15 protein-coding genes and 2 pseudogenes are annotated in these 23,042 nt (G+C 67.8%); 8 read left to right on the top strand and 9 right to left on the bottom strand.

Annotation, left to right across the window (positions count from 1 at the left end; translation table 11 throughout):
* The first annotated feature begins 817 nt into the window (after positions 1–817).
* Genes MU852_RS12530 through MU852_RS12515 form a run of 5 tightly spaced genes read left to right on the top strand, consistent with a single transcriptional unit; the run spans position 818 to position 6,066 of the window.
* The gene (locus tag MU852_RS12530; RefSeq protein WP_249749835.1) at positions 818–2,278 is read left to right on the top strand and encodes a WD40/YVTN/BNR-like repeat-containing protein; all 1,461 of its coding nucleotides are present in this window, start codon (positions 818–820) and stop codon (positions 2,276–2,278) included.
* On the top strand, positions 2,275–3,111 hold the full coding sequence (locus MU852_RS17945) for an alpha-L-fucosidase (protein ID WP_347342304.1): 837 nt from the start codon (positions 2,275–2,277) through the stop codon (positions 3,109–3,111). Before MU852_RS12530 ends, MU852_RS17945 begins: the two co-directional genes overlap by 4 nt.
* Complete coding sequence (locus tag MU852_RS17940; RefSeq protein ID WP_347342303.1) at positions 3,090–3,893, top strand: alpha-L-fucosidase; 804 nt, start codon at positions 3,090–3,092, stop codon at positions 3,891–3,893. Before MU852_RS17945 ends, MU852_RS17940 begins: the two co-directional genes overlap by 22 nt.
* Positions 3,894–3,933: 40 nt before the next feature.
* Complete coding sequence (locus tag MU852_RS12520) at positions 3,934–5,034, top strand: Gfo/Idh/MocA family protein (protein WP_347342302.1); 1,101 nt, start codon at positions 3,934–3,936, stop codon at positions 5,032–5,034.
* 15 nt (positions 5,035–5,049) lie between these two features.
* The gene (locus MU852_RS12515; protein ID WP_347342301.1) at positions 5,050–6,066 is read left to right on the top strand and encodes an SMP-30/gluconolactonase/LRE family protein; all 1,017 of its coding nucleotides are present in this window, start codon (positions 5,050–5,052) and stop codon (positions 6,064–6,066) included.
* 14 nt (positions 6,067–6,080) lie between these two features.
* On the opposite strand, the gene MU852_RS17935 is transcribed toward MU852_RS12515, so the two are convergent.
* The 6 genes and pseudogenes from MU852_RS17935 to MU852_RS12485 form a co-directional block, all read right to left on the bottom strand.
* Positions 6,081–7,931, bottom strand: a complete 1,851-nt coding sequence (locus MU852_RS17935; protein ID WP_347342392.1) for a sialate O-acetylesterase — start codon at positions 7,929–7,931, stop codon at positions 6,081–6,083.
* Positions 7,932–8,116: 185 nt separating this feature from the next.
* Complete coding sequence (locus MU852_RS12505; RefSeq protein ID WP_249751957.1) at positions 8,117–8,560, bottom strand: DUF5110 domain-containing protein; 444 nt, start codon at positions 8,558–8,560, stop codon at positions 8,117–8,119.
* A gap of 76 nt (positions 8,561–8,636) precedes the next feature.
* Positions 8,637–9,770: pseudogene (locus MU852_RS12500) on the bottom strand (TIM-barrel domain-containing protein); the annotation flags it as partial.
* Positions 9,771–10,306: 536 nt separating this feature from the next.
* Entirely contained in the window at positions 10,307–11,053 is a 747-nt protein-coding gene (locus tag MU852_RS12495) for an alpha-glucosidase domain-containing protein (RefSeq protein WP_249749834.1), read from the bottom strand.
* Positions 11,054–11,079: 26 nt separating this feature from the next.
* Positions 11,080–12,717: a DUF5597 domain-containing protein gene (locus MU852_RS12490; protein ID WP_249749833.1), complete on the bottom strand. Its 1,638-nt coding sequence runs from the start codon at positions 12,715–12,717 to the stop codon at positions 11,080–11,082.
* Between the two features lie 86 nt (positions 12,718–12,803).
* The gene (locus MU852_RS12485) at positions 12,804–15,665 is read right to left on the bottom strand and encodes a TonB-dependent receptor (RefSeq protein WP_249749832.1); all 2,862 of its coding nucleotides are present in this window, start codon (positions 15,663–15,665) and stop codon (positions 12,804–12,806) included.
* A gap of 219 nt (positions 15,666–15,884) precedes the next feature.
* Here MU852_RS12485 and MU852_RS12480 point away from each other — a divergent pair, with 219 nt between their 5' ends.
* Genes MU852_RS12480 through MU852_RS12470 form a run of 3 tightly spaced genes read left to right on the top strand, consistent with a single transcriptional unit; the run spans position 15,885 to position 19,371 of the window.
* The gene (locus MU852_RS12480) at positions 15,885–17,417 is read left to right on the top strand and encodes a tryptophan halogenase family protein (protein ID WP_249749831.1); all 1,533 of its coding nucleotides are present in this window, start codon (positions 15,885–15,887) and stop codon (positions 17,415–17,417) included.
* A complete protein-coding gene (locus tag MU852_RS12475; protein ID WP_283843619.1) occupies positions 17,414–18,226 on the top strand; it encodes a glycoside hydrolase family 97 N-terminal domain-containing protein in 813 nt (270 codons plus the stop codon). The genes MU852_RS12480 and MU852_RS12475 overlap by 4 nt, the downstream gene beginning before the upstream one ends.
* Positions 18,148–19,371 carry a glycoside hydrolase family 97 catalytic domain-containing protein gene (locus tag MU852_RS12470; protein WP_283843618.1) on the top strand — a complete coding sequence of 408 codons (1,224 nt, stop codon included), beginning with the start codon at positions 18,148–18,150 and terminating at the stop codon, positions 19,369–19,371. The genes MU852_RS12475 and MU852_RS12470 overlap by 79 nt, the downstream gene beginning before the upstream one ends.
* 48 nt (positions 19,372–19,419) lie before the next feature.
* Here the strand turns inward: MU852_RS12470 and MU852_RS12465 are convergent.
* The 3 genes and pseudogenes from MU852_RS12465 to MU852_RS12455 all read right to left on the bottom strand — a co-directional run bounded on the left by MU852_RS12465 (position 19,420) and on the right by MU852_RS12455 (position 22,877).
* Positions 19,420–21,148 (bottom strand): annotated as a pseudogene (locus MU852_RS12465) (IlvD/Edd family dehydratase).
* A 66-nt stretch (positions 21,149–21,214) separates the two neighbouring features.
* Positions 21,215–21,964, bottom strand: coding sequence for an SDR family NAD(P)-dependent oxidoreductase (locus tag MU852_RS12460; RefSeq protein ID WP_249749830.1), 750 nt, complete (start codon positions 21,962–21,964; stop codon positions 21,215–21,217).
* A gap of 139 nt (positions 21,965–22,103) precedes the next feature.
* Complete coding sequence (locus MU852_RS12455; protein WP_249749829.1) at positions 22,104–22,877, bottom strand: IclR family transcriptional regulator; 774 nt, start codon at positions 22,875–22,877, stop codon at positions 22,104–22,106.
* Positions 22,878–23,042 lie beyond the last annotated feature (165 nt).

Here is a 23,042-nt window from a genome sequence, read left to right as displayed (position 1 = left end):
GGAGACGGCGGCATGACCACAGGATTGACCCGACGCGCAGCCGGCATCGCAGCCCTGGGCGTCGGCGGCCTGGCGATGACCCGCCCGGCGGCGGCGGCCGAACCGGCCTATCATTGGCGCAATGTGAAGGTGGGGGCGGGCGGCTTCATCCCCGGCATCGTCTTCAGTCCCGTGGAACAGGGCCTGGCCTATGCCCGCTCGGACATGGGCGGCGCCTATCGGTTCGACGCCGCCCTGGCGCGCTGGCTGCCGTTGCAGGATTCCAGCCCCCTCTCCAGCGACTTCGGCGTCGAGAGCATCGCCGCCGACCCGGTCGACGCCGACGTCGTCCATATGGCGGTCGGGGTTCATCGGGGCGATCCGGGCGCCATGCTGCGCTCGACCGACCGCGGCGCGACCTGGATGCGCACCGAGGTGCCGTTCCGCATGGGAGGCAACGAGGACGGACGCGGTCTGGGCGAGCGCCTGGCCGTCGATCCGAACGACAACCGCATCCTCTACTTCGGCTCGCGCCACGACGGCCTGCAGCGCTCGACCGACGGCGGCGCGAGCTGGGCCAGGGTCGAGTCGTTCGTTCCCGCTGAAGGGACTGGGTCCGCCGACCGGACGCGAGACGCACGGCGGTCTGAGCTTCGTCGTCTTCGACCCCCGCAGCGGCGCGGAGGGGCAGGCGTCCAAGACCCTGTTCGTCGGCGTCGCCGATCCGCACGCCCACGCCCTCTACCGTTCCGACGACGCGGGCCGGACCTGGCGGCCGGTCGAAGGCGGACCGCGCGCGGACCTGTCGGCGGCGAAGGCCGAGATCGACGGCCGGGGTGTGCTGTATGTCACCTGCACCTTGGGCATTGGCCCGAACGGGGTGACCGACGGCGCGGTCTGGCGATTGGATACGAACACCGGCGGCTGGCGCGACATCACGCCGCCGCGTCCGCTGGGCGGCTTCATGGGGGTGGCGCTGGACCGGAAACGCCCCGGCGTCGTCATGGTCTCGACCCTGAACCGGTGGCGGCCCGGCGACACCATCTGGCGCAGCACCGACGACGGGCGAAGCTGGAAAAGCCTGCGCGAGGACGCGCGCCACGACGTCAGCGCCACCCCCTATCTGAACTGGGGCAATGACAGGCCGGACTTCGGCTGGTGGATCGCGGCCCTGGCGCTGGATCCTTTCGACAGCGACCGACTGGTCTATGCGACCGGCGCCACCGTCTATGAGACTCGCAACCTGTCGGCCGTCGACGACCGCAAGCCGACCGACTGGACCCCCTGGGTCGAGGGGATCGAACAGACGGCGGTCATCACCCTGGTCAGTCCGCCCGAGGGGCCGCAGCTTCTGACCGGCTTCGGCGACATCTCCGGCTTCGCGCACGAGGATCTGGACCGGTCGCCGCGCCTGCAGTTCACGACCCCGGTCTTCGGCAACACCAATCAGATCGACTACGCCGGAGCGGCCCCCGCCGTGGTGGTGCGCAGCGGCACGCCGCACGAGGGCGTCGGCTCGGGCGGTCATGACGGTTCGACCCTCGCCTGGTCCGAGGATGCGGGCAGAAGCTGGAAACCGCTGGGCCGGCCGCGCCCGGCGTCGGGCGCGACGCCCGTCCCGGCCGACAATCCCCGCATGGACCTGTATCGCGACGCGCCGATCACCGTATCGGCGGACGGATCGACCTTCGTGCTGTCGACGCCCCAGACGGTCTGGTCCTCGGATCGCGGCGCGACCTGGCGCCCCTGCGCCGACCTGCCCCTGCTCTTGCGGCCGGTGGCGGACCGGAAGGACGCCGGCCTCTTCTACGCCCTCGATTTCCAGGGCGGCGGCTGGTTCGTCAGCGTGGACGGCGCGCGCCGTTTCGCGCCGGTGCGATCGGTCGGCCTGCCCGACGTTTCGGGCGACCGGCCGACCTGGCGGGAACAGGCCTTCCCGCTGAAGGCGACGCCGGGACACGACGGGGACCTGTGGTTCGTGTCGCAGTCCGGCCTCTACCACAGCCGCGACGGCGGCCAGAGGTTCGAGCGGATCGACGGCGGGCTGACCGTTCAGATGCTGGACTTCGGCAAGCCGCCCGCAGGCTCGACCTACCCCGCCCTGTTCGCCATAGGGGTGAAGGGGCAGGTTCGCGGGGTCTTCCGGTCCGACGACCGGGGCCGGTCGTGGATCCGCGTCAACGACGACCATCATGAGTACGGGCGCCGCTATCGCGCCATCGCGGGCGATCCCCGCGTCTTCGGCCGCGTCTATGTGGCTACCGACGGGCGCGGCGTCGTCTATGGAGAACCGGCATGACCCTGTCCCGACGCGGCCTTCTGGGCGCCGGCGCCTCGGCTTCGATGCTGGGGGCGTGCGCCACGACGCCCAACGGAGTCGCGGACGGACCGTTCAAGCCGACCTGGGACAGTCTGATCGACGGCTACAGGACGCCGGACTGGTTCCGCGACGCCAAGTTCGGCATCTGGTCTCATTGGGGCCCCCAGTGCGTGCCGGAATTCGGCGACTGGTACGGCCGCCAGATGTATATCCAGGGCAATCCCTTCTACGACCATCACGTCGCCGCCTACGGCCATCCCAGCCGGTTCGGCTTCATGGAGTTGATCGACCGGTGGAAGGGCGACAAGTGGGATCCCGAGGGCCTGCTGGACCTCTATCAGGCGGCGGGCGCCCGCTACATCATGTCGATGGCCAACCACCACGACAATCTGGACCTGTTCGACAGCGCCCATCACAGCTGGAACAGCATGCGGGTCGGGCCCAGGCGCGACATCGTCGGAACCTGGGAAAAGGCGGTGCGGGCGCGGGGCCTGCGCTTCGCCGTCTCCAACCACGCCGCCCACGCCTGGCACTGGTGGCAGACGGCCTATGGCTATGACGCCGAGGGACCGATGAAGGGCGTCCGCTACGACGCCGCGCGCCTGACCCGGGCCGACGGCGCCGGCAAATGGTGGGACGGGCTGGATCCGCAGGAACTCTATACCGGCCCCAGTTTCGCCCCGCCCGAGGGCATCGACTCCATCGCCGAGATGAACGCCTGGCACGACGCGCGCGACGGCCAGTGGATCGAGACCCCGCCCCCGAACAATCCGGCCTTCGTGGGTCGTGGGTGGCGCGTCAGCGCGACCTGATCACCAAATACCGGCCAGACATGGTCTATTTCGACAACTACGGCCTGCCGCTGGGACGCCATGGGCTGGAGGCCGTGGCGGAGTATTACAACGCCTCCCTGCAATGGCGCGGCGAACTGCCGGTGGTGAACGGCAAACGACTGGACGAGCGCCAGCGCAAGGGGATCGTCGAGACCGTCGAACGCGGCTTTTCGGACGGCCTGAAGCCCGAGCCGTGGCAGACCGACACCTGCATCGGCGACTGGCACTACAACCGCGCCCGCTTCACCCGCCACTACTACGTCCCGGCCCACAGCGTGATCCAGCGTCTGGTCGACGTGGTGTCCAAGAACGGCAATCTGATGCTGAACATCCCCCAGCGGGGCGACGGCTCGATCGACAGCGACGAGCGCCAGATCCTGACCGATATCGCCGCCTGGATGAAGGTCAACGGCGAGGCGATCTTCGACACCCGGCCCTGGCGCACCTATGGCGAAGGCCCGACCACGGTGGTCGGCGGCATGCACGGCGAAGGCGACGCCCGCCCCTGGACCGGCCGGGACATCCGCTTCACGACCAAGGGCCGGACCCTCTACGCCTTCGCCCTGGACTGGCCTGAGGACGGCCGCATGGTCATCGATGCGCTGAAGCCCCAGGCGGGTCGCGTCGAGGCCGTGGAACTTCTGGGCGGCGGGACGCTTGGTTTCCGACAGACCGAGGCCGGCTTGGTCGTGTCCCTTCCTTCGGAACGCCCCGTGACGACCGCGCCGGCGATCAGACTGCAGGGCGCCGGCCTGGTTTGAAGCGAGGCCCCGCACGGGGCAGCCTGGAGGGGAGGACGCCATGTTCGATCAATACGACCGCCGCGCCGCGATGATGCTGGGGGCCGCCGCCGCTCTGTTTCCCGCCCTGACCGCGCGCGCCGACACCGAGCGAAAGCTGGGCTACGCCATTGTGGGACTGGGCGGCTACGCCGACGTCATCCTGCCTCGGTTCGCCGAATGTCGCGCTTCCCGCCTGACCGCCCTGGTCAGCGGATCGCCGGAAAAGGCCCGGCGGTACGCGGCCCGATACGGCGTCCCGGAGAAGAACCTCTACGACTATCGGTCGTTCGACGCGATCAAGGACAATCCGGACATAGACATCGTCTATGTCATCCTGCCCAACGGCCTGCATCACGAGTTCACGCTTCGCGCGGCCGCCGCGGGAAAGCATGTGATGTGCGAAAAGCCGATGGCCAATACGGCGGCCGAGGCCCAGGAGATGGTCGCCGCGTGCCGGGCCGCCGGCCGCAAGCTGATGATCGGCTATCGCAGCCGGTTCGAAGCCACGAACCGCGAGGCCATCCGCATCGTCCGCGCAGGCGAGATCGGCGCCGCCCGGGTGGTCGCCGCCGAGCACGGCTTCGACATCCGCCCGAACCAGTGGCGGCTGGACCGCGCCCTGGCGGGGGGCGGCTCGATGATGGACATCGGCATCTACAGCCTGCAGGCGGCGCGGTATCTGACCGGCGAGGAGCCCGTGCTGGTCAGCGCGGTCGACACGACCGACCGCACCGATCCGCGCTTCGCCCAGGTCGAGGACACGGTGCTGTTCCAGCTGCGTTTCCCCTCGGGCGCCACGGCCAACTGCGTGTCGGCCTACAGCTCCCACCACAATCGATATCGCGTCACCGGATCGAAGGGCTGGATCGAGGCCGAGCCGGCCACGGCCTATGAGGGCAATCGCCTGCGCCTCAATCAGGATTGGCGCACCCGCGACCACCCGGCCCCGCCCACCGCGCTGAACCAGTTCTCGGCCCAGCTGGATCATCTGTCGGAATGCGTGATGTCGGGCGATGAACCGATCGTGTCCGGCGAAGAGGGTTTGCGGGACATGCGCATCATCGAAGCCATCTATACGTCCGCACGCGAAGGCCGCGCCGTCGCTCTTTCCGTCGCCTAGATCGAGACCGCCCGCATGTTCCTGTCCCGACGCAACGCCCTTCTAGGCGGCATCGCCCTGCCCCTGTCCGCATCCGCCTTGCCCGGTCGGCCCGCCGCCGCGCCTTCGGGCGGCGTGCGACGCCTGTCCCCGGCCCTGGATTCCATCATCGCCTCCGACGCGCGGCTGGAGGTGCTGGCCGAGGGTTTCGCCTGGTCGGAAGGGCCGGTCTGGATCGCGGACGGCGGCTTCCTGCTGTTCAGCGACGTGCCACAAAACCGGATCCATCGCTGGTCGGCGACGGACGGGGCTTCGGTCTTCCTGACGCCTTCGGGCTATGCGGGAAGCGACCCGTCCGGGTTTAGAGAGCCCGGTTCCAACGGCCTGATCCCCGGCCCGCCCGGGTCGATCCTGATGGCGGATCACGGCAATCGCGCCATCGCCCGGCTGGACCTGAAGACCCGCGCCAAGACGATCCTGGCCCAGCGGTTCGAGGGCCGCCGCTTCAACTCGCCCAACGATCTGGTCAAGGCCTCGTCGGGCGCCCTGTTCTTCACCGATCCGCCCTATGGGCTGGAGGGCCTGGATCAGTCGCCGCTCAAGGAGATTCCCTTCAGCGGCGTCTATCGGCTGGATCCCGACAGCGCCGTCAGCCTTCTGACCGACGCCCTGTCCTTTCCCAACGGGATCGCCCTGTCGCCGGATGAGCGGACCCTGTATGTCGCGGTGTCCGACCCCGGCCATGCGGTCTTGATGGCCTATGACCTGACCGACGAGGGCCCGCTCGCACGCGGGCGCGTCCTGAGGGATTTTACGCCCCTTGTGGGACCGGAAGCGCCCGGCCTGCCGGACGGGATGGCCGTCGATTCCGCCGGCCGCCTGTTCTGCACCGGACCGGGCGGCGTCCACATATTGACGCCCGCCGGCGAAAGCCTGGGGGTGATCGACACGGGCGGCGCGGCCGCCAACTGCGCGTTCGGCGAGGACGGCCGGTCGCTGTTCATCACCGCGGGAAGCCGTCTGCTGCGCGTCAGAACCCTGACCCAAGGCTGACGCGAAACCGGCCTTTAGACGATGGGCGCCTCGAACGGCGTCGCCGGCAGGTTCTGGGGACCATAGAGGTTGCAGATCGGGCTGTCGGCCCAGCACAGCCGCACCTTGACGTCGCTGGGCCGGGCGGCGGGCAGGATCACCTGATCCCCGGCCAGGGTCGCATCCACGAACCGGCACGCCCCGTCCGCGTCGCACAGTTCGAACCCCACCGGACGGTGAAATCCGTACAGGGTCAGGGCGGTCCCGGCGGCATAGCGGACATGGACGCCGTCCGCGCCGCGCTCGACCGCGACCGGCTGGGGCGACGCGACCGTCGACTGGCCGGCCAGGCGCAGGGCCTCCAGCGCCAGCCGACGCCCGACCTCCTGCTTGTTGGTGGGGTGGATGTCGTAGCGGTCGCCGATGTCGATGGCCAAGGCCAGCCCCGCGTGGGGGTCCGCCGCGACGGCCAGACGCTGGCTCTCGCGCAGGGCCGCCCACAGGCTGTCGGCGGGCTGGGTCGCGGCCGGACCATAGTTGGCCAACTGGACCACCAGCATTTGCAGGTCGGGGTTCTCGAACCGGGCGCGCCAGTCCGCGAACAGGGCCGGCAGCAGCCTGGAATAGCCGGCCGCATCCCCGGCGTTGGACTCGCCCTGGTACCAGGCGGCGCCCTTCAGGCCATAGGCGCCCAGGGGCGCGATCATGCCGTTATAGAGGGTGGTCAGACCGCTGCCGCCGATCCAGGGCGTGCGCGGCAGCGATCGCAACGCCGCGACCTGGGCGGAAACCTTGTAGCGCCAGCCGTCGCCCAGCGAGACGGTCGAGCCGTCAGCGAAGACGATCCGCTTGCCCGACGCCGGTCCCCACGCGCCCCCGCCGCCGTTGGTGTCCAGCACCCCCAGGGCCACGACATTGCGTCCCGCCTTCAGCGCGCCCGCCGGGATCGTGTAGGTGCGGGGCGTGTCCCAGCCCTGCTGGCCGCCGATGTTGCGGCCGTTGATCCAGGTGGTGTCCACGTCGTCCACCGGCCCCAGTTCAAGGGTCGCCGCCTGGCGCGCTTGGGCGGCGGTCAGCTGCACCGTGTTGCGCATCCAGACCACGCCGTCGAAGGCCAGCAAGGCCGGCACGGTGGTCTCCCATGCGCCCTCGGCCGGGATCGGCGCCCAGTCGCGGTCATCGAACCGCTCGCGGTTCCACCCCTGTCTCGACCCCGGGTCATTGTCGTTCCACCAGGCCAGGGTGAAGTCGCGCCACATCGCCTCGCCCTCTTCCGGCGAGCGGGCATAGGCGGACAGGGCCTCAAGCGCGTCCTCGGCGCCGCCGAGGTCGGTCAGGGTCTTGCGGCTCAGCCAGTCCTCGATGATCGAACCGCCCCAGGAGGCGGCGATCAGGCCGACCGGAACGCCCTGGGCCTGGCGCAGATCGCGCCCCATGAAATAGCAGGCGGCCGAGAAGTCGCGCGCCGTCGCGGGCGTCGTCAGCCGCCACTGGCCGACAGGACCGGTCGCGGGCGACGGCTGCGGCAGGCTGGACCGGCCGACCAGGAAAAGGCGCAAGCCCTCGTCATGGGCGTTGGCGACCTCGGTCTCGGCGTTGGTGACCTGGCGAAGCGGGTACTCCATGTTCGACTGGCCCGAACACAGCCAGACATCGCCGACCATGATGTCCGACAGGGTCTGGGTCGATCCGCCCGAACGGGCCGTCAGGACATAGGGCCCGCCGGCGGGCGTGGGCGGAAGATGGGCGCGCCAGACGCCGGTCGCATCGGCGACCGCCTGAACCTGCGCCTGGCCCAGGGAAACCGTCACCTCGGCGCCGCCCGGCGCCCTGCCCCACACCGCCACAGGCCGGTCGCGCTGAAGCACGGCGTGATCCTGGAACATGGCGTCCAGCAGGGGCCCCGCGACGGCCGCAGCCGCGTTGCGGGGCGGGGTCTGGGCCTGGACCGGAACGGCCGCAGTGGTCGCCACGACGGCGGCGGCGACGGCGGTGAGCAGCAACGAGCGCATCCGCGCCTCCTGAACCTGACCGCCCATCCCCGGCGACGGGAAGGGGCGGCGATGTCTGACTAGCGGCGGATCTCGACGGCCTGTCCGGCGTACTGGACGGTCCGGGCCGGTGCGGCGTCGAAGTCGCCGACATCGGCGCCCGGTCCGCTGACGAAGCGCACATTGATGGTGCGGCTCATCGGCATTCCCGGATAGGAGCCGGTGCGGGCGCCGATGCTCAGAACGCCGCGCGCGTCGTCCCAGGTCATCGGAATGTTCGAGAACTCGCCCCGCTCGTAGCCGTAATCCTTGCCCTCGTCCTCGTAGAAGGAGAAGGCGCCGTTCGCCCCGGTATAGACGACCAGGGTCAGCGGACCGTCCAGCTTCTCGGCCGTATAGGTGATCGCCGGGCCGGTCGGCAGGATCGAACCCGCGCGGACATAGACCGGTATCTTGTTCAGCGCCGCCGCGACGGTCGCGGACTGGCCCCCGCATATTTCTGACCGGTCTGCAGGTCGTACCATTCGGCGCCGGCGGGGAAATATAGACCGACCGGCTGCGCGCCTTGTATTCCGTCACCGGGGCGACCAGCAGGGCGTGGCCGAACATGTACTGGTCGGCGATGTCGCGAGCCTTCAGGTCGGACGGGAAGTCCATGACCAGCCCGCGCATGATGGTGCCGTCGCGCAGATAGGTGTCGCCGGCCAGGCTGTAGATATAGGGCATCAGCCGGTAACGGGTCTGAAGCGAGGCGGCGTAGGCGGCGTAATAGTCCGTGCCCGGCTCGGCCAGGTTATAGACCTCGCGCAGCGGGAACTCGCCGTGCGAGCGAAAGATCGGCGACCAGGCGCCGAACTGGAACCAGCGCAGCTGCAGCTCGTCCCACTCGGCCTTGTCCTCGGGCTTCATGCCCGCCGGATTGGAGTAGCGGCTCTCGACCGAAAAGCCGCCGATGTCGTGGGTCCAGTTGGCCAGGCCCGACAGGCCGGCGTTGACGCCCGCCGAGATCTGATCGCGCAGATTGTCCCAGCGCGCCACGACGTCGCCCGACCACAGGATCGAGCCCGTGCGTTGCAGACCGCCCCAGGCGGAACGGGTCAGGATGGTGGTGCGCTGATCGTCGTGCTCGGCCCGGAAGTGGCGATAGACGTTCTCGGCGTTCACCAGCGGATAGGAGTTGAACACATAGGCGCCCGGCCCGTTGGCGGTCGGACCCATGCGCAGGGTGCGCTCGGCGAAGTCGAGGTTGGAGTGCATGTCCGGCTCGACCGAATCCAGCCACCAGCCGTCGAAGCCCATGCCCTTGAAACTGTCGGACATCTGCTTCCAGTACAGGTCGCGCGCCGCCGGCAGATAGGGGTCATAGAAGCTGTTGGCGTAGCCGGGGCCGACCCAGTCGCGCGCGCCGACGTCGACGTTGCGGGTGTACATGCCGCCGATGGCGTCCAGCTGCTTGTAGTGGTCGGTGGTCGGATAGAATTTCGGCCAGACCGAAATGATGATGTTGGCGTTCATGTCGTGAACGTCCTTCACCATCTGGGTCGGGTTCGGATAGCGGGCGGCGTCGAACTGGTGCGAACCCCAGGCGTTCTCGGGCCAGTAGAACCAGTCCTGCACCACCATGTCGATCGGCAGGCCGCGCTCGCGATAGCCGCGCACCGCGCCCACGACCTCGTCCTGGGTGTTGTAGCGCTGGCGGCTCTGCCAGAAGCCGTAGGCGGCCCGGGGCAGCATCACCGACTTGCCGGTCAGGCCGCGATAGTTGGCGATGACGTCGTCGATGTCGTCGCCGCCGACATAGTAGTAGTCGATGGCGTCGCCGACTTCGGACGCCAGGCTCAGCGCGCCCTGGTCGGAGGCGGGCAGCGGGTCCATGTGGCGCAGCGAGATATAGCCGTCTTCCGGCGTCCACTCGATCTTGATCGGCACGCGGGCGTTCGCCGCCATCTCGACCTGGAAATCATGGTCGAAGGGGTTCCAGTTCTGGCGCCAGTTCTGCTCGACGACCTTGCCGTCGATCGTGACCTTCACATAGCCGGACGAATACAGGCGGAACTTGTGCAGGCCCGGATTGGCCGTCTCGATCGTGCCTTCCCAGACGACATTGACGCCGGCCTGGCCGGGCTTGCCCATGTCGCCGGTCTGAACGGGCGCGCCGGGCTGGGCCTTGAAGCCTTCGGGCCAGCGCTGCTGGTCGCGAATGAACTCGTAGTTCACCTGGCTTTCGGGGCGGCTGACCTTCAGCGCGCCGTCCTGGTAGTAGCGCGCGGTCAACCCGCCGAAGGCGCCCCGGCGTCGCGGACGATCAGACGGTCCGACAGCATTCCATAGGGGCGGGGATCGCCGAAACGGGTGATGGCGTTGGTTTCCCAGAGCAGGCCGTAGTTGCGGCTGGAGACCACGAAGGGAATGCCGACGTCCATGTTGTGCTGGGCCAGCAGGACGTCCTGACCCTTGTAGTTCATCATCCCCTGCTGGTGCTGGCCCAGGCCGTAGAAGGCCTCGTCGGCCGGGCTGTCCCAGACCTGACGCGTCGCCAGATAGCGATGGGCGCCGCGCTGGTCCTCGATGGTGACGGGGTTCAGTTCCCGGCTGCCGGGCCGTTCCTTCAGCACCTCGTTTCCGGCCTCGTCCAGGAAGCGGACGGCCCCGGTCAGGCGCGAGACCTCGGCGGTCGCCTCGGCGGTCTTCAGCACCACGACATCGCCGTGCGCCTCGACCTCGAACGGGGTCGTGGTCGAGGGCTGGGCCGTGACCATCAGGCTGGCCGGCAGGTTCAGATCGGCGTCCTCGGTGGCGGTGACGCGAATGGTCTCGGGGCCATAGACCTCCAGCCGGACGCGACGGGCGGCGCCTTCGGCCGGGGTGACGACGACGCCGGCGGGGATCCGCTGGAACGCAGCCTGCTGGATGGCCCCGGCGGAGGCGCTGTCCATCAGGCCCGATTCGGCGCAGACGCCCAGGGGCGCAATCATCAGGGCGGCCAGCATCAGGCGGCGGGCGAGGGTCAGGGTCATGGGGGCGCTCGCTTTCACAGACAGGTTCAGTAGGTGGCGGTGACGACGCGCAGCAGTTTGGCGCTGTCGGAGAAGTTCAGGCCGTAGTCGACCTGGTCGCCGTTCCAGATGCGTTCGAACACCCATTCGCCGGCGGGATCGAAATGGCCTTCCTCGACCCGCAACACCATGCGGCGCTTGCCGTCGGTCGCGGGCTTGGCGGCGAAGTCGATGCGGATGTTGTAGCCGGCCAGAATGAATTGACCCGGCTCGATCTCGGCGATGGCGACGGCGCCGTTCGGCTGGGCCGTGCCGGCCGGCACGTCGTTGGGATCGAAGGGCGCCGAGGTCGCGCCGAACTGCCAGCGCTGATAGGCCGTGGTCGCGGTCCAGTCGCCCAGGTCGATGACCTCGGACCTGCGGTCGTCCGGTTCCGCGGCGCCCCAGACCTTGCCCTCGAAGGACAGGCGGGCCCAGGTGCGCTGCCACGGCGCGATCAGGCGGTAGAGGTCGCGGAACGGGACCAGCGTCTCCTCGGTGATCTCCTTGGCGCCCAGCGGATAGTTGGAATAGCCGGTGTAATCGATGCCGAACGGCGAGAAGCCGATGCCGCCTCGGCCCAGCGTCTCGAACAGATAGCGGGCGTACTGGGCGTCGCTGCCGGTCTCGGCGACGAACAGGGCGTTGTCCGGCCGAGCGTAGCGGTTCAGGTGGGCTTCGTATTCGACCGACTTGCGCGTGTAGATGTCGGGGGCCAGGAAATCGATCGACGGCGCCGCGGCCTGCCAGACCTCGATCACGTTCCAGGTCGGGCCGCCGGACGCATAGGTGGCCGGGTCCTGGTCGTTGATGGCGTCGCGCAGGGCGGCGTTGACGTAGGCGGGCAGCGGATATTCCGCCTTGCCGGCGGCGGCGACCGTGCCGACGTAACGGCCGATCGACCAGGCGTGGAAGAATTCGTCCGCATCCTCGCCGAACACCTCGGCCCAGGTTCCCGGCGCCTTGCCGGTGCGGTCTAGCAGGGTCTGGGGGACCGGCGCGGCGAAGGCGGCGCGGGCGGCGGGCGAATAGTCGCGCACCGGGCCATAGGTGCCGACCTCGTTCTCGGGCTGCATCATGATGACGGTGCGCTGGCGCTCGTCGACCTGGCGGATGTGGCGCATCAGGGCGGCGTAGGCGCGGGCGTCGGCGGCCAGGGTCTCGGCGCCATAGGGCGACAGGGCGTAGCTTTCCTTGCCGTCCTTGTCGATCAGGTGGGGGAAGCGTTCGGGGTTCAGCTTGACCCAAGCGGGGGCGTAGGCCGGGGCCGTGTTCTTCCAGGTGGCGAACCACAGGAAGACGACGCGCATATCGTTGGCGCGGGCCTGTTCGATGGCGTGATCGACGAAGGAGAAGTCGAACCGGCCTTCTTCCGGCTCGATCTGCTCCCAGCCCAGGGGGATCTGCACCGTATTGGCGCCGATGTAGCGCAGGGCGGGCCAGGCCTGGGCCAGTGGGGCCGGATAGTTGGACGAGTTGTTGACCTGTCCCCCCAGGATGGTGAAAGGCGCGCCGTCGACCATCAGGGAATGACGGCCGTCGCGGGTGACGAACTGGGGGATGGGTTCGGCGGAAGCCTGGGCGGCGAGCAACGCGGCTGCGATCAGGCCCAGGGCGGCGCCCCGGCGAAGGGTGCGAAGGGTCATGGCTTCCTCGTTCTGCTCGATCCGAATACGGAACCGGGCGCCGCCGAGGACGACGGCGCCCGGATGGTCAGTCAGGTGTCGCCGCGTCAGTAGCGGACGCGCAAGCGGACACTGAAGCGACGATCGTCGATCTGATAATCACGCGGCCGCGACTCAACGCCTTGATAGCTGCGGTAGGCTTCGTTCGTCAGGTTCTGGGCGTCGATGGTCAGGGCGACGCTGGGGTTGAAGTCGTAGCTGATCGAAGCGTCCAGCGTGCCGTACTCCTTGGCGAAGATCGGCAGGTTGCCCGTGCCGTTCGACTGGGTGGTGACCAGCCAGTCGTCGCGCCAGTTGTAGGCGAGGCGGGCGTTGACGCCGTATTTCTCGTACAACAGGATCAGGTTGTAGCTGTTCTCCGAGAGACCGACCAAGGGCACGTCGATCGAGGAACCGCCGGTGATGTCCGAAGCCGCGATGGTCGAGGCGTTGGAATCGACGAAGGTGTAGTTGGCCTGGAATCCCAAACCTGAGAAGGCGCCCGGCAGGAAGTCGAAGAAGTACTGGCCGCCGACCTCGAAGCCTTCAACGCTGCCCTCGTCCAGATTCACCAGGCGGGAAATCAGGAAGGGTTGATCCGCCAGGACCGTGCCGTTCGATCCGGTCAGGTCGTAGGTTTCGGTGTTCGACACCGAGAAGATCAGGTCCGTGATGTCCTTCTTGAAGACCGTCCCGTACAGGTACCCAATCGGCGAGAAATACCATTCCAGCGCCATGTCGTACTGGGTCACCTTCTCGGGCTTCAGCAGGGCGTTGCCGTTCGAGGTTCCGGTCCCCACGCCTGTCGGGACGACATCCCCGGCGTTCTGGTAGGCCGGGCTGATGCTGAAGGTCGAGTTCAACTGGCTGAACGACGGCGGCGACATATTCTTCGACGCCGCGAACCGCAGGATCAGCTGATCCGTCAGATTGGCCTTCAGGTTCAGGCTGGGCAGCAGTTCATCATATTCCTGACTGCCGCTCATGGCCGTGCGCAGGGTGATGGTGCTGGGCGTGCTGACGCCGTCGCTGACGAAATCGGGGTCGCGATAGTTCAGGGTCTGGAAGCCGTTGGAGGTCGATTCCACCTTCACCCAACGCAGCCCCAGGTTGCCGCTCCAATCGATGCCGCGTGTCGTCGCGCCGAAGCGCACGACCCCGTAACCGGCGTAGGTGTTCTCGGCGATATCGCCGATGACCGCGTTGGGATCGTCGAAGTCGCGGAAGCCGATGTTCAGCCCCAAAGGCAGGCCGTTGACGAAGTCGAACGCGGCTTGCGAATCCTTCGCCGTCTCGACGGTCCAAAAGGCGACGGGTCCGAACAGATCGCTGCCGCGGATGTTGCCGGCAACGCCGTCGTTGAGCTGCACCTGATCGGGATAGTCGCCCAATACGATGCAGTTCGCCGCCGACGACCAGTTGGCGCACGAACCGACGCCGGTCCAGGTTCCGTAGGTTGTGGTGCGGTTGACGGCCGAACGGTCGGTCGCGCGAACGCCGACGCTGACGTTCTTGAAGAAGCCGCCCTCGTCGAAGTCCCAGGTCATGTCCAACCGACCGGCCCAGCTCTCGGCGTCGTTCTGCTCTCGATAGGGCAGGATGGCGGTCAGGCCGTAGTTGTTCGGATCAGCGAGATAGCCGTCGGTCGCCGTGAAGCGTGGGATCTCGTCCGACAGGTCGAAGCCGAAGGTCCAGTCCCCGCCGAAGCCCGGCACCGACCCCGTCGAGCTAAGCACGCTGGCCGTCAGATTGATGGTGTCGAGCGCGACATCGGACTTGATGTATTGCAGATCGCCGCTGATCTCGAGACGATCGATCGGACGCCACTTGCCGCCCAGCGAGATATCGGTGGTCGAGGTCTCTCGCGACGAAGCGAAGGTCACCGCATCGACGTTCGGGTTCTGATAAGCGCCGGTGATGGCGACGCCGTCGTCGCCGATGGTGAAGGTTCCCGGAACCGCCGTCATGGCCCCGCCCGAGCTGTTCGGACCGTAGGCGAAATAGGACAGGCCCGTTTCGTCGAAGTTGTATTCCGTCCGCAGGGCCTGCAGATAGAATTCGGTGCTGTCGTTGGGCCGCCACTGCAGGGCGAAGGCCGCCGACTTCCGCTCGCGCGCGCCCTCGGTGTAATAGACCCCGCCGCCCGCCGGCACGAAGATATTATCCAGGCCCTCGTATCCGGGAATATCGGTCCGCTCCCAGAACGGCTCGACCACGGCCTTCTCCTGGCCGAAGCTGGTGTCGCCGTACGACAGGTTCAGCAGCACGCCGATCTCGCCCGCAGACGTATCGAAACGGTCGCTGATCAGACCCGACAGCGTCTTCCCGTAATCGTCCGCCAGATCATAATAGGTATAGGCCCCGCTGGCGGAGATGATCCGACCCGACGCGTCGAACGGCATGCGGGTGCGCAGATTCACCGTGCCGGACAGACCGCCCTCTATCAGGTCTGCGGACGGGTTCTTGTAAACGTCCACGCCGGCCAGCAGGTCGGAGCCGACCTCTTCCCAGCTCAGACCACGACCGCCGTTGGCGCTGAAGATGTCGCGCCCGTTCAGTTCGGTGCGAACCTGGGTCAGCCCCCGAATGGCGATGCCGTTGCCCTCCCCGCGGTCCCGGCTGATCTGGACGCCCGAAATCCGCTGAAGAGCCTCGGCGACGTTGATGTCAGGCAACCGGCCGATATCGACGGCCGTGATCGAATCCACGAACTGATCCGAATTGCGCTTGATCGACTGGGCCGACGCCAGGCTGGCGCGGATGCCCGTGACGACGATTTCGTCGACTTCGGTCGATTCGTCATCCTGGCTGGTCGCGGCCGGAACGGCGTCCTGCGCCAAGGCGAACGACGGCGCGGCCAGGACCGACAGTGTCAGAGCCGATGCGCCGCACAGAAGTGCGAAGCGGTTGGCGCGAGTGATGCGAGACATGCGTCTCCTCCCCTTCCCTCCGATGCCGCCGCGCGCTCTGAAGGCGCGCTGGACTGGCATCTCTCCCAAGACAAACGGGCCCGCGTTTCGCTTGACCCACTTTCAAGGATGCAACAAGTTTCATAGAAAGAAAACTGTTTTCGGTAGCGGTAACATCTTTTAGGACGACAAGGGCGCGGCACGCATCGCGTCAGACGTTCGCGGCCGGGGAGGACCACAATGTCGCAAGACCAGCGGATCAGACGGATCGTCATCGTCGGCGGCGGCACGGCGGGCTGGATGGCCGCGGCCGTGATCTCCAGAAACCTGGCGGCCGATTACGCCCAGATCGATCTGGTCGAGTCGCCCGAGATCGGCACGGTCGGGGTCGGAGAGGCGACCATTCCGCCGCTTCTGACGCTGAACCGCCTGCTGGGCGTCGACGAGAACGAATTCGTCCGCCGCACCCAGGCCACCTACAAGCTGGGCATCCAGTTCAGGAACTGGGGCCGTCTGGGTCACGAATACGTCCACCCCTTCGGCGCCTATGGGGCCGATCTGGACGGGATCGCCTTTCACCAGCATTGGCTGAGACTGCGCGGTCTGGCGGACGTGGACGCGATCGACGCCTATTCCCTGCCGATCATGGCGATGAAGGCGGGCCGCTTCACCCGGACGTCCGACGATCCCCGCCATGTCCATTCCCGCATGGCCTACGCCTATCATTTCGACGCCGGCCTGTACGGCGGCTTCCTGCGCGAGATGGCGATGGCGCGCGGCGTGAACCGGATCGAGGCCAGGATCGTCGATGTGGCGCTGAACCCGGACAGCGGCTTCGTCGAGGCCGTGGTTCTGGACGACGGACGGCGGATCGAGGGCGACCTGTTCATCGACTGCTCCGGCTTTCGGGGCCTGCTGATCGAACAGGCGCTGAAGACCGGATACGAGGACTGGTCCCGCTGGCTGCCGATGGACCGGGCCCTGGCCGTGCCGTGCGAGGCGGTCGGCGCCCCGACCCTCTACACCCGCTCCACCGCCCATGACGCGGGCTGGCAGTGGCGGATCCAGCTGCAGCACAGGACCGGCAACGGCCATGTCTACGCCAGCGCCTTCACCACGGAGGAGGCGGCGCGCGACACCCTGCTGACCCACCTGGACGGCAAGCCCCTGGCCGATCCCCGCCCGCTGCGCTTCGTGACCGGACGACGCAAGAAGGCGTGGAACAAGAACGTCGTCTCGCTGGGCCTGGCGTCCGGCTTCCTGGAACCGCTGGAATCGACCAGCATCCACCTGATCCAGAGCGGGGTGACGACCCTGATGTCCCTGTTCCCGGACCGGCGCTTCGACCAGGCCGACATCGACAAATACAACAGCCTGATGCGCGAGGAGTACGAGCACGCCCGCGACTTCATCATCCTGCACTACCACGTCGGAGAACGGGACGATTCCGAGTTCTGGCGTCATGTGCGCGCCACCGAAATCCCCGACAGCCTGAAGGAGAGGATCGACCTGTTCCGCTCGCGCGGGCGGGTGATGGGCCGGCACGAGGACCTGTTCGCCCACACCAGCTGGGTCGCCGTGATGCTGGGCCAGGGGATCACGCCCGAAGGCCACGACCCGATGGCCGACCAGAGCCCGGCGGCCGAGATGGCCGCCCGCCTGGCCCAGATCCGCGCCGTCATCCGCAACGGCGTGTCGGCCATGCCGCCCCACCAGCAGTTCATCGACAGACACTGCCGCGCGGACGCCCCCGCGGCCAAGGAGCCCGCATGACCCGTTCGCTCGCCCGACTGACGTGCGGCGTCGCCCTGGCCATGCTGGCGGCGTCCGCGGCGCAGGCCGATCCGGCCGCCCTCTCCTCGCCCGACGGTCGACTTTCTATCCGCGTCGAGACGGTGGACGGCGCGCCGGCCCTGTCGGTGTCGCGCGACGGCCGGATGCTGATCGCTCCCTCAACGGTGGGCCTGGCCCTGTCGGACGGATCCAGGCCCGGCGCCGCCGGGACCCGGTTCACCGCCGCGCCGGCGACCACCGGCGTCGAAGACTACCCCCTGCTGGGTCGCGCTTCGCATGTGCGGGTCCGGTATCGCGAAATGGTGCTGCATGCGCCGGCCGTGGACCTGGTGCTGCGCGCCTATGACGACGGCGTGGCCTTCCGCTATCGTCTGCCGGCCTCGGACAGCGGGCCCCTGGGCGTGGTGGCGGAGAATACGACGTTCGCCTTCCCCGCCGACTTTGGCTGCTGGGGGCTGAATCTGGGCCGCTTCAACTCCAGCCACGAAGGCGAGTTCGATCCGATCGCCGCCTCGCGCATCCGCGAATACAACGCCTATGACGCGCCTCTGGTGTGCGAGACCGCGGCGGGCGGCCCGGCCTTCGCCATCGCCGAGGCGGACCTGAAGGACTATCCCGGTCTCTATCTGGCGGGGCGGGGGACGGCGGCCTGGGCGTCCAGGCCAAGCTGGCGCCGCGTCCCGACGCGCCGGACGGCGTCCCCGCCGTCGTGGCGACCGCCCGGGTCGGCCGGGACCTCACGACGCCCTGGCGCGTGGTCATGGTCGGCGACCGCGCCGGAGACCTGATCGAATCGACCCTGATCACCGACCTCAGCGCCCCCGCCGCCTTCGACGCCGCCTGGGTCAGGCCGGGCAAGTCGGCCTGGGACTGGTGGAACGGCGGCAAGATTTCGGCCGTGCTCGACAGCGGCATGAACACCGCCACCTTCAAGGCCTTCATCGACTTCGCGGCGGCCAATGGCCTGCAATACGTCACCATCGACGAGGGCTGGTATCGCGGCGCCGGCGGCGGCGGCGTGGTCCGGCCCGGGGTCGACGTGACCCGCACCGTGTCCGAGATCGACATTCCCGAACTGGTCGCCTATGGCCGCGACCGGGGCGTGGGCCTGTTCCTGTGGCTGAACTGGAAGGCGCTGGACGCCCAGTTCGACGCCGCCCTGGACCAATACCAGGCCTGGGGGATCGCCGGGATCAAGGTCGACTTCATGGACCGCGACGATCAGGTGATGGTCGACTGGTACCATCGCCTGCTGGGCCGGGCGGCGGAGCATCGCCTGATGGTCAATCTGCACGGCGCCTTCCATCCGACCGGCCTGGCGCGGACCTATCCCAACTTCATCACCCAGGAAGGCGTTCTGGGCGCCGAGAACAACAAATGGTCCCGCCGGATCACGGCCGGGCACAATGTGACCCTGGCCTATACCCGGATGCTGCTGGGGCCGATGGACTACACGCCGGGCGGATTTGGCAACCAGACGCCCGAGACCTTCCGCGACCGCTTCCTCTTGCCGACGGTCATGACCACGCGCGCCCACGGCCTGGCGATGTTCGTGGTCTATGAAAGCCCTCTGCAGACGGTCGCCGACACCCCGGACGCCTATGCCGGCCAGCCGGAAACCGCCTTCATCGGCCAGGTTCCGACAACCTGGGACGAGACCCGCTTCATCGCGGGCGAGATCGGGCGGTCGATCGTCCTGGCCCGCCGCAAGGGGCGCGACTGGTATGTGGGGGCCATGACCGACGACGCCGGCCGCACCATCAGCCTGCCCCTGGACTTTCTGGGGCGCGGACGCTTCGAGGCGACCCTCTACGCCGACGCGGACGCGCCGGACCGGACGACCCGATCGACCCAGGCGGTGGACGCCTCGACGGTCCTGACCCTGGCGCTGAAGCCCAGCGGCGGGGCGGCGATCCGCATCGTCCCGCGCTGACCAAGAAGGGGGCGGCCGACGCCGCCCCCTTCCCTGCTTTTCATCCGATCAGTGATTGTCGCGCGGCAGGCCGAACCGGTCGACGATGCGGTGATATTTGATCGCCGGCTCCAGCACGGCGCCCGTCTCCAACTGACCGACCACGGCCCGTTGCATCTCCTGCCACGGCGTCTGGGAGGCCGGATATCTGTACCCGCCAGCCGCCTCGAAGGCGGTGCGGCGTTCGGCCAGTTCCTCGTCGGAGATCAGGATGTCGGCCCGGCCGGTGTTCAGATCGATCCGCACCCGGTCGCCGGTCTTCAGCAGGGCGATGTTTCCCCCGCCGCCGCCTCGGGCGAGGCGTTCAGGATCGAGGGCGATCCCGAGGTGCCCGACTGCCGCCCATCGCCGATACAGGCCAGGGCGCTGACGCCCTTCTTGATCAGATAGGCCGGCGGCCGCATGTTCACGACCTCGGCCGCGCCGGGATAGCCGATGGGTCCCGCGCCGCGCATGAACAGCAGGGTCTGTTCGGTGATCCCCAGGCTCTCGTCGTCGATCCGGTGGTGATAATCCTCGGGTCCGTCGAACACGACCGCCGGACCTTCGAAGGCGTTCGGGTCGTCGGGGTTGGACAGATAGCGTTCGCGGAACTCGTCGCTAATCACGCTCAGCTTCATGACGGCCGAGCTGAACAGATTGCCGGAGAAGACGACGAAGCCGGCGTCGGTCTTCATCGGGGCGTCGAAGGTCTTGATCACATCGGGCAGGACGATCTCGGCGTCCCGGCAGTTGTCGCCGATGGACCGGCCCGAGACGGTCATGGCGTTCTCGCGGATCAGCCCCTGTTTCATCAACTCGGCGACCACCGCGGGCACGCCGCCGGCATGGAAGTAATCCTCGCCCAGATAGTCGCCGGCGGGCTGGAGATTGACCAGCAGCGGCACATGCAGGCCTTCCGTCTGCCAGTCCTGCAACGGCACGTCGACGTGCGCGTGGCGCGCCAGGGCGGTCAGGTGGATCGGGGCGTTGGTCGAACCGCCGATGGCCGAGTTGACCACGATGGCGTTGTGGAAGGCTTCCTTCGTCAGGATGTCCGAAGGCTTCAGGTCCTCGCGCACCATCTCGACGATGCGCAGGCCGGTCTCGTAGGCGATCTGGGCGCGTTCGCGATAGGGCGCGGGGATGGCGGCCGATCCCGGCAGGGACATGCCCAGCGCCTCGGCCAGCGAGTTCATCGTCGTCGCGGTGCCCATGGTGTTGCAATAGCCGACCGACGGCGCGGACGAGGCGACCAGTTCGATGAAGCCGTCATAGTCGATCTCGCCGGCGGCCATCATCTGGCGCGCCTTCCAGATGATGGTGCCCGAGCCGGTGCGCTCGCCCCTGTGCCAGCCGTTCAGCATCGGTCCGACCGACAGGGCGATGGCGGGGATGTCCACCGTGGCGGCGGCCATCAGACAGGCGGGCGTGGTCTTGTCGCAGCCGATGGTCAGCACAACCCCGTCCAGCGGATAGCCGTAAAGGCTTTCCACAAGGCCCAGATAGGCCAGGTTGCGGTCCAGCCCGGCGGTGGGGCGCTTGCCCGTCTCCTGGATCGGATGGACCGGGAATTCCATGGCGATGCCGCCGGCCTCGCGAATGCCTTCGCGAACGCGTTCGGCCAGAACCAGGTGATGGCGATTGCAGGGGGAGAGGTCGGACCCGGTCTGGGCGATGCCGATGATCGCTTGTTCGACTGCAGTTCCTTGCGGGTCAGGCCGTAGTTCAGATAGCGCTCCAGATAGAGGGCCGTCATGTCCGGGTTTTCCGGATTGTCGAACCAGGCGCGGCTGCGCAGCGTCTTGGGGGAGTGTCGGTCATTTCAGGTCCAGCCGCCGTCGACGACATAGTGTTGGTTGGTGATCGCCCCGGCCTCGTCCGAGCACATGAAGACCACGACCCTGGCGATGTCGTCGGGCACGAGCCGGCGCTTGAGGCACTGGTTGGCGTAGATTTCTTTTTCGGTTTCGGACGTGACCCAAAGCTGCAGCTGGCGCTCGGTCATGATCCAGCCGGGCGCCACGGCGTTCACCCGGATGCCGAACGGGCCGAAGTCGCGCGCCAGGGACCGCGTCAGGCCGATCACCGCCGACTTGGACGCCGTATAGGCCGGCATCCCGCCCTGGCCGATGACCCACGAGGTCGACCCCAGGTTGACGATGGCCCCCTTGCCGGACGCCTTCATGTCGGGAAGCACGGCCTGGGCGGCGAAGAACTGGTGCTTCAGGTTCACCGCCATGCGACCGTCCCAATAGTCCTCGGTCACCTCCAGCGTCTCGTGACGCTCGTCGTGCGCCGCGTTGTTGACCAGGATGTCGATGGGACCGAAGGCCTCGCGCACAGCCGTGATCGCCGCCTTCAGGGCCGGGATGTCGGTCAGGTCGCAGGCGACGAAAAGCGCGCCCTGCCCCAGTTCGGCCTGCAGCCTGGCGCCGCGCGCCGTGTCGATGTCCAGAATCCCGACCCGCGCGCCCTGGGCGTGAAAGGCGCGGACGATGCTTTCGCCGATGCCCCCGGCGCCGCCCGAGACGACGACGGTCCGATCCTTCAGATCCGAATAGATGGCGGCCATGTCGCGCGCCTCCCCGACGCCCCGCCGTTGATCGGCGGCTATCAGTCTTTCACAAATGAAAGCCGTTACCGTCAACGAAAATGGCGACAGCCATTGTTCCTGTCAACGGCGGACTGCGCCCAGAGCGGATCAGAGGCGCTCAGGCCTGGGAAACCGCGCCCATCTGGTCGGAAATGACCCCGGTGATGCGCACCAGTATCGCCGCGGCCTCCTGGCGGGTGCAGGCGAGAGGCACCTGTTCGATGAAGGGCGTGATCAGGGTGGCGATGACCCCGTCCGACCCCATGATCGGCGCCACCAGGTCCGTCACGCCCTTGACGAAATCGCTGGCCCGCTCGACGTGCGCGCCTTGGGTCATGGCGATGGCGCGCTCGGCGAATGCGGCGACGGTCGCTTGCCCATGTTCGGCCGCCAGGAGATCGTGCAGGTGCTTGCGCGCCCGCGCGTTGGCCCGCGAATAGAACATCAGCCCCGAGGTGGCGTGCAGGATGCTGCGGCGATAGCCGATCCGCACCGAGTAGCCGAGATCGCCGGGGCTCTCGATACGGGCGATGACCACGATCTGGTCGCCGGACGGCACGACCAGGTGGCAGGATTGCATCGTCGCTGAGGCCAGGTCCCGCATGGCGGGCATGGCCACATCGACCAGCGACTTGATCGGCGCCTGGGTCATGCCGAGCGTGAACAGCCGGTTGGTCAGGCGATAGCCGTCCGAGGACTGTTCGATATAGCCCCGGAACTCCAGCACCTGGATCATGCGGAACAATTCGCTGACCGACCGCCCCAGGGTCGCCGACATCTGCGAGGGCGTCATCGCTTCCCCCTGCGAGGAGAGCAGCTCCAGCACGTCCAGCCCCTTTTCCAGCGCGGGGGCTCGGTATTTGCGGTCGTCGGTCTGATCTTGGTCGGGCATGGGAATCCTGTCTCGCGGGATCAGGCTAGCGATCCGCCGTCGCACGGTGAAGGCCGCCTCCACCATACGGTCCACATTATCGCGGGTAAAACCATTAGGCATATATAAAAAATGATTGCGACAGTCTGACGCCTCCCCTACGACTGCCGCAGGAACCCGAAAACG

This window comes from Brevundimonas albigilva (assembly GCF_023503965.1).
Lineage (GTDB): Bacteria > Pseudomonadota > Alphaproteobacteria > Caulobacterales > Caulobacteraceae > Brevundimonas > Brevundimonas albigilva.
This window is presented reverse-complemented; position numbering and strand designations above follow the sequence as displayed.

Bases quoted from the DNA above. Each gene is read 5' to 3' on its own strand.
- MU852_RS17935 (WP_347342392.1), bottom strand. From the start codon at position 7,931: ATGTTCCAGGATCACGCCGTGCTTCAGCGCGACCGGCCTGTGGCGGTG.
- MU852_RS12495 (WP_249749834.1), bottom strand. From the start codon at position 11,053: ATGACCCTGACCCTCGCCCGCCGCCTGATGCTGGCCGCCCTGATGATT.
- MU852_RS12480 (WP_249749831.1), top strand. From the start codon at position 15,885: ATGTCGCAAGACCAGCGGATCAGACGGATCGTCATCGTCGGCGGCGGC.
- MU852_RS12490 (WP_249749833.1), bottom strand. From the start codon at position 12,717: ATGACCCTTCGCACCCTTCGCCGGGGCGCCGCCCTGGGCCTGATCGCA.
- MU852_RS12520 (WP_347342302.1), top strand. From the start codon at position 3,934: ATGTTCGATCAATACGACCGCCGCGCCGCGATGATGCTGGGGGCCGCC.
- MU852_RS12455 (WP_249749829.1), bottom strand. From the start codon at position 22,877: ATGCCCGACCAAGATCAGACCGACGACCGCAAATACCGAGCCCCCGCG.
- MU852_RS12515 (WP_347342301.1), top strand. From the start codon at position 5,050: ATGTTCCTGTCCCGACGCAACGCCCTTCTAGGCGGCATCGCCCTGCCC.
- MU852_RS12505 (WP_249751957.1), bottom strand. From the start codon at position 8,560: ATGGTACGACCTGCAGACCGGTCAGAAATATGCGGGGGCCAGTCCGCG.
- MU852_RS12475 (WP_283843619.1), top strand. From the start codon at position 17,414: ATGACCCGTTCGCTCGCCCGACTGACGTGCGGCGTCGCCCTGGCCATG.
- MU852_RS12460 (WP_249749830.1), bottom strand. From the start codon at position 21,964: ATGGCCGCCATCTATTCGGATCTGAAGGATCGGACCGTCGTCGTCTCG.
- MU852_RS12485 (WP_249749832.1), bottom strand. From the start codon at position 15,665: ATGTCTCGCATCACTCGCGCCAACCGCTTCGCACTTCTGTGCGGCGCA.
- MU852_RS17945 (WP_347342304.1), top strand. From the start codon at position 2,275: ATGACCCTGTCCCGACGCGGCCTTCTGGGCGCCGGCGCCTCGGCTTCG.